Origin of the sequence: Glycomyces mayteni (genome assembly GCF_042428885.1) — a bacterium.
GTDB classification, from domain to species: domain Bacteria; phylum Actinomycetota; class Actinomycetes; order Mycobacteriales; family Micromonosporaceae; genus Glycomyces; species Glycomyces mayteni.
In genome coordinates this window covers 139,523-153,080 of record NZ_JBHMBP010000003.1, presented here as the reverse complement: position 1 = coordinate 153,080, position 13,558 = coordinate 139,523, and the positions used below count along the sequence as shown (strand labels likewise).

Here is a 13,558-nt window from a genome sequence, read left to right as displayed (position 1 = left end):
GGCCTCCGGGTCCCGCCCTTCTCTTTCGCTACGGCAGCACGGTCTCCAGCGGGAGGTCCGCCACGTTCCTTCCGGCTTTCGCCGTCCAGGCGCCCGGAACGGTTTCCCAGGCGTGGTCCTCCTCGTTCCAGAACTGGAACGAGCGCTCCTCCAGGGGGACGACCACTTCCACCTGTTCGCCGGGAGCGGCTTCGACGGCCGCGAAGCCCGCGAGGCGGGTCTGCTCGATGCCGCCCTTCACGCTTGCGGCGTCGTCGGGGGACACGTAGACCTGGACCACTTCCCGGCCCGCCACGGCCCCCGTGTTCCGCACCGTGACCTTCACCGCGCCCTCGACCGCCTCGATCGACTCGTACGTCCACTCGGCGTAGGAGAGGCCGTGGCCGAACCAGAACGCGGGCTCGACGGTGCCCCGGCGCTGCCAGGCGCGGTAGCCGATGAAGACGCCCTCGTCGTAGTGGAGCCTGCCCGCGTCGTCGGGGACGACCTGGGTGACGGGGGCGTCGGCGAGGGTCTTCGGCCAGGTGGTCGTGAGGCGGCCGCCGGGTTCGGCGCCGAGGAGGACTTCGGCGAGGGCGCTGCCGCCCTCCTGGCCGGGGAACCAGGTGAGGAGGATGCCCGCGACGTCGTCGGCCCAGGGCATCTCGACCGGGGAGCCGGTGTTGACGACGACGACCGTGTTGGGGTTGGCGGCGGCGACGGCGGCGACGAGTTCGTCCTGGCGGCCGGGGAGGCGCAGGTCGGCGCGGTCGAAGCCCTCGGATTCGGTGAGGGCGGTGGTGGAGACGACGACCACGGCGATCTCGGCGGCGCGCGCGGCGGCGACGGCCTCCTCGATGAGGGTCTGCTCGTCGGGCCGGGGCTCGGTGTGCATGAGGCCGAACAGGACCGAGGGCGGGAAGCCGGGCGGGAAGTCGAACGGAGTGAACTCGTGCCGGAGCGCGACCTCCTGGCCCTCCTTGAGGTGGAGGCGGACCCGCTCGACGCCGGGGCCGAAGAACGCCTCGAACGGGTCGTCGCCGGTGAACTCCTGGTCCTGGTCGAACACGGTCTCGCCGTCGATCACGAGCTTGTGGTGCCCGAAGCCGCGGGTGCCGAAGACGTGCTCGCCGGTCTTGGTCGCGACGTAGCCGCCCTCGACGAGCGCGTGGTCGAACTCGTCGGCGCTGAGGCCGCCGGGGACGTACCCCATCCACTTGACGTCGCCGTTGGCGAGCGGCTCGGCGGGCAGAGCCGTCCCGTCCTTCTTGACGGGCCGCGCGGTGAGCGTGAAGCCGCGGTTCGCGGCCTGGATCTGCTCGAACAGGTCGACGCCCTGGGCGTAGACGACGCGGTCGCCGAGCTCGGCGCGCAGGCCGTCGAGCGGTGAGACCACGTGCGGCGGGAACACCGTCGCGGAGCCGCCGCCGAGGATGCGGGCCTCGTCGGCGGCGGGGCCGATGAGGGCGAGGCTGTGGACGACGTCGTTGTGGAGCGGCAGGATTGTCGTCTCGTCGCCGGCGGGGACGTCGTTCTTGGCGAGGACGAAGGAGCGGCGCGCGATCTCGCGGAGCAGCGCGTCGGGGTCCTCGATCGCCTCCAGGCGGCCGGTGACCGCGGCGTCGACGCCGTCGAGGGCGCCCACGCGGGCGGCGAGCTTGAGGATGCGGCGGACGTTCGCGTCCACGGCCGCCTCGGTGGTGCGGCCCTCGCGGACCGCGTCGACCAGGGCCTTGCCGAACACGGTGAGCGGCCCCGGCATCGCGAGGTCCAGGCCCGCCTCGACGTCCTCGACGGTGTGCCGCGCGGCGCCCCAGTCGGAGACGTTGAAGCCGTCGAAGCCGAACTCCTCGCGGAGGACGTCCATGAGCTCCCGGTGCGCGGTCATGGTGGTGCCGTTGACGGTGTTGTACGCGGTCATGACCCCCCACGGGTTGACCGCGGCGGCGACCATCTCGAAGGGCCGCAGGTACAGCTCGCGCATGGCCCGCTCGCCGATGACGTTGTCGACGGTGAACCGGTCGGTCTCGGCGTCGTTGGCGACGTAGTGCTTCATGGTGGTGCCCACGCCGCGCTCCTGCACGCCCGCGACGTACGCCTCCGCGATGCGCCCGGTCAGGTACGGGTCCTCGCTGAACGCCTCGAAGTGGCGCCCGCCCAGGGGCGAGCGGTGCAGGTTGATCGTGGGCGCCAGGAGCACGTCGACGTCCTTGCGGCGGGCCTCGGCGGCGAGGAGGTTCCCGATGCGGCGCACCAGGGCCGGGTCCCAGGAGGCGGCCTGCGCAGTGGGGCTGGGCAGCGCCAGGGACGGGTCGGCGGCGGTCCAGAAGCGGCCGCGCACGCCGATGGGGCCGTCGGAGACGGTCATCGAGCGCAGGCCCGCTTCAGGGGCGGCGAGGGTGCGCCACATGTCGATGCCGGCCAGCAGGTCGGCCTTGGTCTCCAGGTCCAGCTTCGCGAGCGCCGCCTCGACGGCCTCGTCGTAGTCGGGTCCGTCGGCGGGGATGGTCCAGTCGCTCATGGCGTGCCTCTCTTCGGTCTGCGCGGCGGTGCGCCGTGGTCGAGTCTGACACCGCTACCGAGCGACCGGTAGTGCTTGTTACCGAATCGTGATTACCTATGCTGGAGTGCCATCGAGACCGAGCCCAGGATCGGGGCCACGCCATGCCGAACCCGCCGAGACCGCACGGCGTCCGCCACGGCGCCCGCGGGCAGGCCCGCCGCGAGGAGATCGTGCGCGCCGCCATGGAGGTCATCGCCGAACGCGGCTACCGCGGCGCCAGCCTCGCCGCCGTCGCGGAGAAGGTGGGCCTCACCCAGCAGGGCCTCCTCCACTACTTCCCGTCCAAAGAGGACCTCCTGGTCGCGGTGCTCACCATGCGCGACGAGTGGGACCGCGGCGACCGCACCGGCGACAGCAACCCGATGACCGTGGCCCAGACGATCGGCGTCGTCGAGGCCAACGCGCACCGGGCCGCGATCATCCGCACCTTCTCTGCCCTGCTCGGCGAGTCCGTCACCGAGGACCACCCCGCCGAGCCCTACTTCCGCGAGCGCTACCGGCGGGTGCGCCGAGAGATGGCCTCCACGCTGCGCGGGCAGTGGGGTGACCGGCTCCCTTCCGGGCTCACCCCGGAGGAGGCCGCGCCGCTGGTCGTCGCGATCATGGACGGTCTCCAGTTCCAGTGGCTCCACGAACCCGAAGGCGTCGACATGCCCGCATCATTCCGCGCGTTCCTGCGCCTCATCGATCCCGAGGCCGCCGCGTGACGCTGCCCGCGCTCGACGCGCTCGCCTGCCCCAACTGCGGCCAGGCCCTCGACCAGGCCGACCGGCGCCTCTCCTGCCCGTCCGGCCACTCCTTCGACCTCGCCAAGCAGGGCTACGCGCCCCTGCTCGCCCCCGGCTCGAACGCCACCACCGGCGACACCGCCGACCAGGTCGCCGCCCGCGAGGAGTTCCTCTCCGCGGGCTTCTACGACCCGCTCCTGAAGGCCGTCGCCGACGCCTCGCTCACCGACGCCCCCGGCGTCGTGGTCGAACCCGGCTGCGGCACCGGCCACTACCTCGCCGCCGCGCTCGCGGCCGACCCCGCACGCGAGGGCATCGGCCTCGACACCTCCAAGTACGCGCTGCGCCGCTGCGCGAAACGCGAAGTCCCGCAACTGGAAGCGCCGGAGACGGACGAACCGCGGCGAGCCGCCGGAACTCAGGCGCGACTCGCCGCGGTGCTCGCCGACGCGTGGAATCGACTCCCTGTACGCGACGGCGCCGCCGCCGCGGTGCTGAACGTCTTCGCCCCCCGCAACGCCGACGAGCTCGCACGCGTCCTCCACCCAAGAGGCGCTCTAGTGGTCCTGACCCCCCGGCTGGACCACCTCCGCGAACTCGTCGACGCCTTGGACTTGCTGAGCGTCGACCCCGCTAAACCGCAGCGGACCGCCGACCAGCTCGGCTCGGCGTTCGAGGCCGAGCGGGCCGACGAGATCTCCTATTCGATTGGCCTCGGACACGAGGACGTGCGCCGGCTCGTGGGCATGGGCCCGAGCGCCCGCCACCACGGCCCCGCCGAACTCGACGCGGCCGTGGCCGCGCTCCCCGAGCGGATCGACGTCACCGTCGCGGCGACCGTCGCCCGCTGGCTCCCGAAGGGCTGAGAGCGGCCTGCGAGCCGACCCCTTCCGGTGCCGCGGACGAGGTCGGCCCCCGATGCGCGCCCCGTTGCACGGCAAACGCTTCGCACGGAAGTCTTGTCCTCGTTTGCCATGACCGATACGGTACGAGGCATCACCCCCGAGGGACCTGGAGACGAGTTCAATGTTCGATGAGAAGCGGGCGGCCCGGCACGGCCTCGCCCTCACGGCAGCGGGCCTCCTCGCGCTCGCCGGATGCTCGGCGGGCGACGCCGCGGCCGACGAGAGCGACCACGAGATCCCGGCCCCGGAAGGGAACCTGACCGTCGAGGTCGTCGAGACCTACGACCACGACCCCGGCTCCTTCACCCAGGGCCTCGAACTCGCCGAGCACCCCGAGTACGGCACCGTCCTCTACGAGTCCGCGGGCCTCTACGGCGAGTCCGACGTGCGCATCACCGACCCCGCCACCGGCGACGTCCTCGCCTCCCAGGACCTCCCCGCCGAGGACTTCGCCGAGGGCCTCACCCTCACCGACGACGCGGTCTGGCAGATCACCTGGCAGGAGCACCACGCCTACAAGCGGGACCCCGCCACCCTCGACGTCATCGAGACCGTCGACTACGAGGGCGAGGGCTGGGGCATCTGCTACGACGGCGAGCGGCTCGTCATGAGCGACGGCTCCGACACCCTCACCTTCCGCGACCCGGCTACCTTCGAGGAGACCGGCACCGTCCAGGTCAAGGACGAGAGCGGCACCCCGGTCTACTCGATCAACGAGCTCGAATGCAGCGGCGGGTCGGTGTGGGCGAACGTCTGGCAGACCGACCAGATCATCGCGATCGACCCCGCGACCGGGGCCGTCCAGGCCACCGTCGACGCCTCCGGCCTCCTCGCCCCCGAGGACTCCGCCGGAGCCGACGTCCTCAACGGCATCGCCGCCGCCGAAGAAGAGGGCACCTTCTACATCACCGGGAAGCTTTGGCCGAAGCTGTTCCTCGTGCGCTTCGTCTGATCCCGTGTGCACAGTGCGCAGACCGTGACAATTCCGCGATTGCGCCGCTGGTCGAGGTGGGCCATGATGACCTCATGGCCCTCACACCCCTTGACCGATTGCTGGAGTACAAGATGCACCTCTTGGCCGACTCCCGGCAGCCCCGCGTCTTCGCCGCCTGGTGGCAGGACCTCACCACCGCCGCGTTCTCGGCGTGGTTCATCGGCGGGCTGATCCTCGACGTCAACGCCCACGCCCAAGGCTGGGCCGAGTCCTTCTTCACCTGGTGGCACCTGGCGTTCTACACCGGGTTCGCCGCCACCGCCGCATGGATCGCCTGGATGCTCGTGCGCGCGCACCGCGCCGACGGCCGCACCGGCATGGCCGCCGTGCCGCACGGCTACGGCCCCGCGATCGTCGGCGTGCCGCTGTTCCTGGCCTCCGGGATCGCCGACATGATCTGGCACGAGCTGCTCGGCGTCGAAGCCGACCTCGACATCTTCTTCAGCCCCTCCCACCTCGGCCTCGCCGTCGCCGGGTGCCTCATCGCCCTGGCGCCGTGGCTGTCCGCGTGGCGCCGCGAGGTCCTCTCCGTCGAACCCGAGCCGATCCCGCTCGAAGCGCGACTCGCCGCGCCCGCGCTGTCCCTCGGCTTCGCGATCGCCACCCTCGTGCTGTTCCTCAACTACCTGGTCCCGTTCACCGACACCCCGTTCGCCACCGGCGTGGCCCTCGAAGGCCGCTTCGGCTTCGAGTCGGGCCCGGTCGCGGGCATGGTGTTCACGACCGTGCTGGTGCTCGCGCTGGCGGTGTTCACGACCGGCCGGTTCCGGCTGCCGCTCGGGTTCTTCACCGTCGCGTTCGCGTACCCGTGCATCATGGCCGGGGCGTTCACCGGCTTCGAGAACGGCGCCTACGTGTGGGTGCTGCTCCTGTCGGGCGCGTGGCTCGACTTCCTCATCTGGCTCATCCGGCCCGAGCTGCGCCGCCGCCGCGACCTCATGGTCCTCGCGGGCGGCTGGGCGGTCCCGGTGTGGGCGGCGTTCATGATCGCGACCGGCGCGCACGCCGGGAACTGGCCGGTCGCCGAGATCGGCATCGGCGCGCCCGTCGTGGCCGCCGCGGTCGGGTGCCTGTTCATGCTGGTGGTCCAGCCCGAGCACCGCGACGCGGTGCGCCCGAACCCGGCCGAGCCGTCCCCGTTCGACGACGTGATCGCCCGCGCGAAGGCCATGACGGCCAACCGCGGGCCCGAGCAGCAGTAGCGCGACGGGGCCGCCGACCCCCCGGGGGCCGGCGGCCGCTCGCATCACTTCAGGGCCGCAAGGCTCTCGATCATGAGCGCCTCGGTGATGAGCGCCGTGCTCGTGCCCTTCGACCGGCACGCGTAGGCGCCCGCGACCCGGCCCGCCGCGAGCGCGCCAGCGAGGTCCTCGCCGCGGCCGCGGGCCCACAGCAGGCCCGACACGAACGCGTCGCCCGCGCCGTTGGAGTCCACCGGCGCCCACTCGGCCCACTCCGGCGCGACCGCGCCGAGCTCGGCCACCGGGTGGATGGCCCGGTACCGCTCGACCGAGCCGCCGCGTTCGAGGACGTACCCGCCGTGCTCGCCGTCGGTCGCGATGACGACCGAGGCGCGGCCGTTGTCGATGATCCAGCGCATGGCCTTCTCCGGGTCGCCGCCGAGGCGGGCCGCCGAGAGCGTCACGAGGTCGGCGCGGCGCGCGAAGTCCTTCTGGTGCTCGGCCTCGCCGTCCCAGCCGTGCAGGTCGGTGGAGACCGTGACGCCCTCGGGGATCGCCGTCAGCACGTCGCGGGTGTGGTTGGGGATCGAGACGTGGACGTGCTTCGCCTCGGCCACATGGGGTCCGAAGAACGACGCGGGCATCCGCAGCTCGGGGGCGTGGCGGTAGTCGTAGAAGGAGTAGCGGCGGCCCCCGGCGTCGACGAGGTTCACCGAGCGCGAGGTCCCGTTCGGGGAGATCAGGTACCGGAAGTCCAGGCCGTGCGCGTCGTAGTGGCGGCGGACGAGCGCGCCCTGCTCGTCCTCGCCGATGTAGTCGATGAACCGGGTCGCGAGCCCGAGGTGGAGGCACCCGAGCGCGACCCCGTTCCCGGTGTGCGCCACGTAGTCGAGGATCGGCTCCACGCCGAGCGAGTCGCCTTCGCCGATCGCGATCTCCGGGACGCGCACGATGGTGTCGACGCCGACGCCGCCGACGACCAGGATGTCCAGCATGTGATTGCTTCCTTTGAAAGATTTTGCGGGATTGTGTGGAATCTGTTGCGAGGGCAACCCTATGGGAACGACTGTGCCAGGGTCAATACCGATTCTCATGCAAGGGGAGGCACCATGGTCAAGCTGGCCGTCATCCACTATTCGCAGACCGGGAACGTCTACGAGATGGCGCGCACCGCCGCGAGGGAGAGCCAGGACGCCGGGGCCGAAGTGCGCCTGCGGAAGGTGCGCGAACTCGCCCCGCCCGAGGCTGTCGCCTCGAACGAGGCGTGGGCCAATCACTTCGAGGCCAGCGCCGACGTCCTGGAGGCGACGCTCGACGACCTCGACTGGGCCGACGCGGTCCTGTGGGGCACGCCGACGCGGTACGGGCTGCCGACCGCGCAGATCAAGCAGTTCATCGACACGACCGGTCCGCTGTGGCAGCAGGGGAAGCTCGCCGACAAGGTGATGTCGACGTTCACCTCGACGCAGACGAGCCACGGCGGCCAGGAGTCGACGATCCTCGCGTTGAACAACACGTTCTACCACTGGGGGGCGATCATCGTCTCGCCCGGCTACACGGACCCGCTCCAGTTCGACGTGGAGATCGGGAACCCGTACGGCGCCAGCCACATCGGGCTCAACGGCCCGGTGAGCGAGAAGAACCGCGTGGCGGTGGCGATCCAGACCAAGCGCGTGGTGTCGATCGCGAGGCGCCTGCACGGCTGAACGCACGCGGCAGGGCCCCGGGGGGAGACCCCGGGGCCCTGCTCTGTGCTGCTAGCCCGGTCGGACGACGCCGCGGCGGATCGCGTAGGCGAGGGTCGCCGCGCCCAGGGCCGGTCCCCAGACGTAGAACGGGAAGGACCAGATCAGCTCCAGGGCGTCTTGGCGGATCGCCAAGGCCGCGAAGGGGAGCGCCATGAACGTGAACATCGCGGCCATGACCGAGGCGGGGACGATCGCGACCATCGGCGGGACGGGGCGGCCCTTGAGGCCCGGCATCCAGAAGGGCCAGCGGGTGCCCCACCGGTAGCTCATGCCCAGGCACAGGACGCCGCCGCCGAGGGCCGCCAGGCCCAGGCACAGGCCCCACACGCGGGTGGCCGGGTCGATCATGGAGCTGTCGAGGGGGCCGCCGATCCACGCCCAGGGCGTCAGCCACGACATGCGCACGAGCCCGTAGGGGAGCGAACAGGCGAACGCGATCCACGCGGCGGTGCGGCCCCAGCGGGCGGCGCGGTCGGGGGCGAGCCAGGCGCGGGCGGGACCGTCGCCGCGGTCGTGGAGGACCAGGTGCAGGACGAGGGCCGCCCAGATGCCGCCGCCGACGGTGAGCCACACCTGGACGAGCATGTAGGCGGCGATGTCGGCGAAGCGCCCGCCGAGCATCGACAGGAAGTCCCCGGCCGCGGCGTAGTCCACGACCCCGCTGAACCCGAGGGCCGTGAGGAGGCCGACGACGGCGATCGCGGCGACGGTCTTGGCGAGGCGGCCGCGGGCGATGAGCACCGGACCGGCGGCGATCAGGAGCGGGATGAAGAGCGCGCACAGGTATCCGGCGAAGGACATCGGGGCGGTGGTGCTCATGAGGACGCCGAAGACGACGGCGAACAGGGCCGGGACGGCCCACCGGGTCGCGCGGGACGCGAGGAGCCCGAGGACCCCGGCGGCGATGAGCGCGGCGGGCCCGGCCCAGTCGGGGACGGCCTCGGGGAGGCGGATCGTGGGCTCGTACAGCTCGTGCGAGAACGGTCCGGTGGCCGGGTCGAGGAGCTGCCACAGGCCGATGGGGATGACGGTGAGGGACCAGAGGAACGCCGCGAGGGCGGTGCGTCCGGTGCGGCGCCGCGTGTCGGGGCGCTGGGTGTCGGTGCGGGTTGTCATGCCTTCAGCCTCGCCGCGGGCGGGCCCGGTTCCCTCCCGCGCGGGGGCGAACCGCCTCCCCCTCGCGGGGGAACCACCCGGGGGAGCCCGGCGCGAAACGTGCGCTTCCCTTCCCCGCAAAGCGATTGCAATACCGGATCGGGAAGGTCACGGAGCCATCACAAACAGGAACGGGTCCGGTCACGGCGCATGGCGGAGGCACCTCCGCTGCCATAGGCTGTAACTCGGATCACGTCAACCTCCATATCTACCTGCGGATCCATCTCGAACACTCAATAGGAGAAACCATGGCTCGCTTTCCCCGAGCACTGCTCGCCGTAGCCACCGCCGGTGTCACGGCCTTTTCGCTGGCCGCCTGCGGTGAAGACGAAGACCCTTCGTCGTCCGGCGGTGAATGCACCGAGAGCGACGAGGCGCTGAAGATCGGCACGATCCTCCCGCAGACCGGTTCGCTCGCGTTCCTCGGCCCGCCCGAGTTCGCCGGCGTCCACCTTGCCCAGCAGGAGATCAACGAGTACGGCGGCGTGCTCGGCAGCTGTGTCACCGTCCTGGACCAGGACTCGGGCGACACCTCGACCGACATCGCCAGCCAGTCCGCCGACGCCCTCATCAACCAGGGCGTGCACGCGGTCATCGGCGCGGCCTCCTCGGGCGTCTCCTTCCAGTTCATCGACAAGCTGTACGAAGAGGGCATCGTCCAGGTGTCCCCGGCGAACACGTCCCCTGACTTCACCACGTACGAGCGCGGCGACTACTACTTCCGCACCGCGCCCTCGGACGTGCTCCAGGGCCGCGTCCTCGCCGACACGATCATCCAGGACGGCCACGAGAAGATCGCGATCCTCGCGCTCCAGGACGCGTACGGGACCGGCCTGGCCGACTCCGTCGAGCAGAACTTCACCGAGTTCGGCGGCGAGGTCGTCCTCAAGACGATCTACGACCCGACCGCGACCGAGTTCTCCGCCGAGGTCTCCGCCGTCGCCGACTCCGGCGCCGACGCGATCGTCCTCGTCACGTTCAACGAGATCGTCAACCTCGGCCCGGCCCTCGCCGAAGGCGGCCTGAGCGCCCAGGACATCCCCTGGTACCTCGTGGACGGCAACCTGGCCGACTACAGCGAGACCTTCCCGGCCGGCTTCATGGAGGGCGCCAAGGGCACCTTCCCGGGCGCCGACCCGGCCGAGATCCGCGACCGCCTCCTCGAAGTCGACCCCGAGCTGACCGACTTCACGTACGGCCCCGAGTCCTACGACGCCACCTCGCTCGTCGCGCTCGCGGCGATCGCCGGCGACAGCATCGACTCCGAGACGATCAAGGACAACCTGGTCGCCGTCTCCAGCGGCGGCACCAAGTGCACCGGCTTCACCGAGTGCGCTGAACTGCTCGCCGAGGACAACACCGCGGACATCGACTACGACGGCTACTCCGGCCCGATCGAGTTCTCGCCCGAGGGCGACGTCACCGCGGCGACGATCGGCGTCTACCAGTACCTGCCCGACAACACCTACGAGAACCTCACCTACAGCTTCGGTGAGCTGAGCTAACCGAAGCCGCGCAAGCGAAAGCCCCCCGGGACCACAGGACCCGGGGGGCTACTTCTTGCGTTCTCTAGCTGGCCCGGCCGAGCGTGCCGAGGTACAGCTCCACGACCTTCGGGTCGTCGATCAGGCCGTCGCCGGGGCCGGTGTAGGCGCTGCGGCCCTGGTCCAGCACGTAGCCGCGGTCGCAGATCTGGAGGCACCGCCGCGCGTTCTGCTCGACCATGACCACCGTGACGCCGGTCTGGTTGATCTGCTTCGTGTTGAAGAAGACCTCGTCCTGCATCGCGGGGGACAGGCCCGCCGACGGCTCGTCCAGCAGCAGCACCGACGGCTCCATCATGAGCGCCCGGCCCATCGCCACCATCTGCCGCTCGCCGCCCGAGAGCGACCCGGCCCGCTGCGCGCGCCGGTCCCCGAGCACCGGGAACAGGTCCGTCACGAACTCGAACCGCTCCTTGAACGCCTTGGGCCGCAGGAACACCCCCATTTCGAGGTTCTCCTCGACCGTGAGCGCCGCGAACACGTTGTTCGTCTGCGGCACGAACCCCACCCCCAGCGGCACCAGCTGGTGCGCCTTGCGGTTGGTGATGTCCTGGCCGCGCAGCACGACCTTCCCCGACGAGATCCCCACCAGCCCGAACATGGCCTTGAGCAGCGTCGACTTCCCGGCCCCGTTCGGGCCGATGATGCCGACGAGCTCGCCCTCGTTCGCGTACAGGTCGGTCCCGTTCAGGATGGACACGCCCGGGATGTACCCCGCGGTGACCTCGTCGGCGCGCAGCAGCGCGTCGGCCGAGGCCGCGAGGTGCCCTTCACGGCTGCACACCTCGGTGGACGACTCGGCGGTCTCGTCGATCGGGGCGCCCGTCGGGCCGATCCCCTCGGTCTCGTTGTCGCTCATACCGCCTCCTAATGCTGGGCCGCGTCGTGGTGGGCGCCCAGGTACGCGTCGATCACCCGCTGGTCCGCCGAGATCTGGTCCGGCGTCCCCTCGGTGATGAGCTGCCCGGCCGCCATCACGGCCACCCAGTCCGCGATCTCGTGGACCATGTCCATGTCGTGCTCGACGAACAGCACGGTCATGCCCTCTTCGCGCAGGCCCTTGATGTGCTCCAGCAGCGACTGCTTCAGCGCCGGGTTCACCCCGGCCATCGGCTCGTCCAGCATGATCATCTTGGGCCGCAGCATGAGCGCCCGCGCCATCTCCAGGAGCTTGCGCTGCCCGCCGGAGAGCTCCCCGGCGTAGTGCTCGCGCTTGTCGATGAGCTTGAACCGCTCCAGCAGCTCCATGGCCCGCTCGGCGTTCGCGTACTCCTGGCCGCGCCACAGGCCCCGGAACATCGCCGCCCACATGCGCTCGCCCCGCTGGTCCGCGGCGCCGATGAGCATGTTCTCCAGGACCGTCATGCGCGAGAGCGCCTTCGTGAGCTGGAACGTGCGGACCATGCCCGAGCGGGCCACCTGGTACGACCGCATCCGGTCGGCCCGGTGCCCGTCGAAGTCCCACGAGCCCTTCGAGGGCCGGTCGAACCCGGTGAGCAGGTTGAAGAACGTCGTCTTCCCCGCCCCGTTCGGGCCGATGAGCGCGGTGATCGCGCCCCGCTGGACCTCGATGTGCTCGACGTCCACGGCCACGAGGCCGCCGAACGCGCGCCGCACCCCGGTCGCCGACAGGATCGCGTCCTGCTTCGGCGCGCCCGGCTCGGCCGGGACGCCGGCCAGGGCCGCGCGCGCGGCGGCGATCCCCGCCTTCTCCTTATCGGACATCGAACATCAGCTCCTTCCGGTTGCCGATGAGCCCCTGCGGCCGGAAGATCAGCAGCAGGACCATTCCCAGCCCGAGCAGGAAGAACACCAGCGGGCCCACCTGCGTCGAGTCGATCACGCTCGACGGGATCACCTCGGCCTGGATCGCCTGGATGAGCCCCTGCGCGAGGATGTTGTACAGGAACCAGAACAGCGCCGCGCCGAGCACGGGCCCGAAGATCCGGGCCGCGCCGCCGAGGATGAGCACCACGTAGAAGTAGAACGTGAAGTCCGTGGTGAACCCGTCCGGCTGGACGTTCGCGCGGCTCAGCGCGAACACGAAGCCCGCGACCGCGCCGATGATCCCGCCCAGGACCAGCGCCTGCATCTTGTACGCGAAGACGTTCTTGCCGAGGCTGCGCACGGCCTCCTCGTCCTCGCGGATGCCCTTGAGGACCCGGCCCCACGGGCTGTGGATGAGCAGCATCATGACCAGGAGGATGACCGCCACCAGCGCCCACCCCACGACCATGACCCACGTGTCCCGGTACGAGTACTGGAGCGTGACGATCCCGAAGTCCACGGCCAGGCGGCCGTTGTCCATCGACACGAACAGGAACGACCAGGTCGTGTCGCGGGCCCACGGGATCATCTCGAAGAACGGCTCCGAGAAGCCGCGCATGCCGTCCGAGCCGCCGGTGGTGTCCGACCAGACCGTCGCGCGCATGATGCGCCGCACGATCTCGGCCGCCGCGATCGTCACGATCGCGAGGTAGTCGGCCCGCAGCCGCAGTGTCGGAATACCGAGCAGCAGCGCCATGACGCACGCCGCCAGGAGCCCGATCACGATGCCCCACCAGAACGGCAGGCCCCACGCGACCACGCTGAGCGCGAGTCCGTACGCGCCCATGGCGGCGAACGCCGCCTGGCCGAAGTTGAGCAGGCCCGTGTACCCGAACTGGAGGTTCAGGCCGATCGCGCCGAGGGCGTAAATGAGCATCGTCGGGCCGATGGCCTGCGTGAGCGCCTGGCTGAATACGAATTGCCAATCCATCGC

At 70.9% G+C, this 13,558-nt stretch carries 12 protein-coding genes; 6 read left to right on the top strand and 6 right to left on the bottom strand.

The window, feature by feature from the left end:
- Nucleotides 1-28: 28 nt before the first annotated feature.
- Nucleotides 29-2,500 carry a beta-glucosidase H gene (locus tag ACFFXY_RS13240; protein ID WP_382351007.1) on the bottom strand — a complete coding sequence of 824 codons (2,472 nt, stop codon included), beginning with the start codon at nt 2,498-2,500 and terminating at the stop codon, nt 29-31.
- Between the two features lie 143 nt (nt 2,501-2,643).
- Here ACFFXY_RS13240 and ACFFXY_RS13235 point away from each other — a divergent pair, with 143 nt between their 5' ends.
- From ACFFXY_RS13235 to ACFFXY_RS13220, 4 genes are all read left to right on the top strand, one after another.
- On the top strand, nt 2,644-3,249 hold the full coding sequence (locus tag ACFFXY_RS13235) for a TetR/AcrR family transcriptional regulator (RefSeq protein ID WP_382351004.1): 606 nt from the start codon (nt 2,644-2,646) through the stop codon (nt 3,247-3,249).
- A complete protein-coding gene (locus ACFFXY_RS13230) occupies nt 3,246-4,136 on the top strand; it encodes a putative RNA methyltransferase (RefSeq protein WP_382351001.1) in 891 nt (296 codons plus the stop codon). Before ACFFXY_RS13235 ends, ACFFXY_RS13230 begins: the two co-directional genes overlap by 4 nt.
- A gap of 160 nt (nt 4,137-4,296) precedes the next feature.
- Nucleotides 4,297-5,127: a glutaminyl-peptide cyclotransferase gene (locus ACFFXY_RS13225; RefSeq protein WP_382350999.1), complete on the top strand. Its 831-nt coding sequence runs from the start codon at nt 4,297-4,299 to the stop codon at nt 5,125-5,127.
- A gap of 74 nt (nt 5,128-5,201) precedes the next feature.
- Nucleotides 5,202-6,371 carry a hypothetical protein gene (locus ACFFXY_RS13220; RefSeq protein WP_382350997.1) on the top strand — a complete coding sequence of 390 codons (1,170 nt, stop codon included), beginning with the start codon at nt 5,202-5,204 and terminating at the stop codon, nt 6,369-6,371.
- 44 nt (nt 6,372-6,415) lie between these two features.
- Here the strand turns inward: ACFFXY_RS13220 and ACFFXY_RS13215 are convergent, their stop codons facing one another.
- Nucleotides 6,416-7,345, bottom strand: coding sequence for a carbohydrate kinase family protein (locus ACFFXY_RS13215; RefSeq protein ID WP_382350994.1), 930 nt, complete (start codon nt 7,343-7,345; stop codon nt 6,416-6,418).
- 114 nt (nt 7,346-7,459) lie between these two features.
- On the opposite strand from ACFFXY_RS13215, the gene wrbA reads away from it, so the two are divergent.
- The gene (gene wrbA / locus ACFFXY_RS13210) at nt 7,460-8,056 is read left to right on the top strand and encodes an NAD(P)H:quinone oxidoreductase (protein ID WP_382350990.1); all 597 of its coding nucleotides are present in this window, start codon (nt 7,460-7,462) and stop codon (nt 8,054-8,056) included.
- Nucleotides 8,057-8,107: 51 nt separating this feature from the next.
- Here wrbA and ACFFXY_RS13205 read toward each other — a convergent pair whose 3' ends face one another.
- Entirely contained in the window at nt 8,108-9,214 is a 1,107-nt protein-coding gene (locus tag ACFFXY_RS13205) for a hypothetical protein (protein WP_382350987.1), read from the bottom strand.
- A 287-nt stretch (nt 9,215-9,501) separates the two neighbouring features.
- On the opposite strand from ACFFXY_RS13205, the gene ACFFXY_RS13200 reads away from it, so the two are divergent.
- Nucleotides 9,502-10,758 carry an ABC transporter substrate-binding protein gene (locus tag ACFFXY_RS13200; RefSeq protein ID WP_382350984.1) on the top strand — a complete coding sequence of 419 codons (1,257 nt, stop codon included), beginning with the start codon at nt 9,502-9,504 and terminating at the stop codon, nt 10,756-10,758.
- A 64-nt stretch (nt 10,759-10,822) separates the two neighbouring features.
- Here ACFFXY_RS13200 and ACFFXY_RS13195 read toward each other — a convergent pair whose 3' ends face one another.
- Genes ACFFXY_RS13195 through ACFFXY_RS13185 form a run of 3 tightly spaced genes read right to left on the bottom strand, consistent with a single transcriptional unit; the run spans nt 10,823 to nt 13,555 of the window.
- Complete coding sequence (locus ACFFXY_RS13195; RefSeq protein WP_382350981.1) at nt 10,823-11,656, bottom strand: ABC transporter ATP-binding protein; 834 nt, start codon at nt 11,654-11,656, stop codon at nt 10,823-10,825.
- An 8-nt stretch (nt 11,657-11,664) separates the two neighbouring features.
- The gene (locus tag ACFFXY_RS13190; RefSeq protein WP_382350978.1) at nt 11,665-12,522 is read right to left on the bottom strand and encodes an ABC transporter ATP-binding protein; all 858 of its coding nucleotides are present in this window, start codon (nt 12,520-12,522) and stop codon (nt 11,665-11,667) included.
- Nucleotides 12,512-13,555 (bottom strand): branched-chain amino acid ABC transporter permease, encoded by a 1,044-nt coding sequence (locus tag ACFFXY_RS13185; protein WP_382350975.1) that lies wholly within the window; start codon nt 13,553-13,555, stop codon nt 12,512-12,514. Before ACFFXY_RS13185 ends, ACFFXY_RS13190 begins: the two co-directional genes overlap by 11 nt.
- Nucleotides 13,556-13,558 lie beyond the last annotated feature (3 nt).

Bases quoted from the DNA above. Each gene is read 5' to 3' on its own strand.
- ACFFXY_RS13240 (WP_382351007.1), bottom strand. From the start codon at position 2,500: ATGAGCGACTGGACCATCCCCGCCGACGGACCCGACTACGACGAGGCC.
- ACFFXY_RS13235 (WP_382351004.1), top strand. From the start codon at position 2,644: ATGCCGAACCCGCCGAGACCGCACGGCGTCCGCCACGGCGCCCGCGGG.
- ACFFXY_RS13225 (WP_382350999.1), top strand. From the start codon at position 4,297: ATGTTCGATGAGAAGCGGGCGGCCCGGCACGGCCTCGCCCTCACGGCA.
- ACFFXY_RS13220 (WP_382350997.1), top strand. From the start codon at position 5,202: ATGGCCCTCACACCCCTTGACCGATTGCTGGAGTACAAGATGCACCTC.
- ACFFXY_RS13215 (WP_382350994.1), bottom strand. From the start codon at position 7,345: ATGCTGGACATCCTGGTCGTCGGCGGCGTCGGCGTCGACACCATCGTG.
- wrbA (WP_382350990.1), top strand. From the start codon at position 7,460: ATGGTCAAGCTGGCCGTCATCCACTATTCGCAGACCGGGAACGTCTAC.
- ACFFXY_RS13205 (WP_382350987.1), bottom strand. From the start codon at position 9,214: ATGACAACCCGCACCGACACCCAGCGCCCCGACACGCGGCGCCGCACC.
- ACFFXY_RS13200 (WP_382350984.1), top strand. From the start codon at position 9,502: ATGGCTCGCTTTCCCCGAGCACTGCTCGCCGTAGCCACCGCCGGTGTC.
- ACFFXY_RS13195 (WP_382350981.1), bottom strand. From the start codon at position 11,656: ATGAGCGACAACGAGACCGAGGGGATCGGCCCGACGGGCGCCCCGATC.
- ACFFXY_RS13190 (WP_382350978.1), bottom strand. From the start codon at position 12,522: ATGTCCGATAAGGAGAAGGCGGGGATCGCCGCCGCGCGCGCGGCCCTG.
- ACFFXY_RS13185 (WP_382350975.1), bottom strand. From the start codon at position 13,555: ATGGATTGGCAATTCGTATTCAGCCAGGCGCTCACGCAGGCCATCGGC.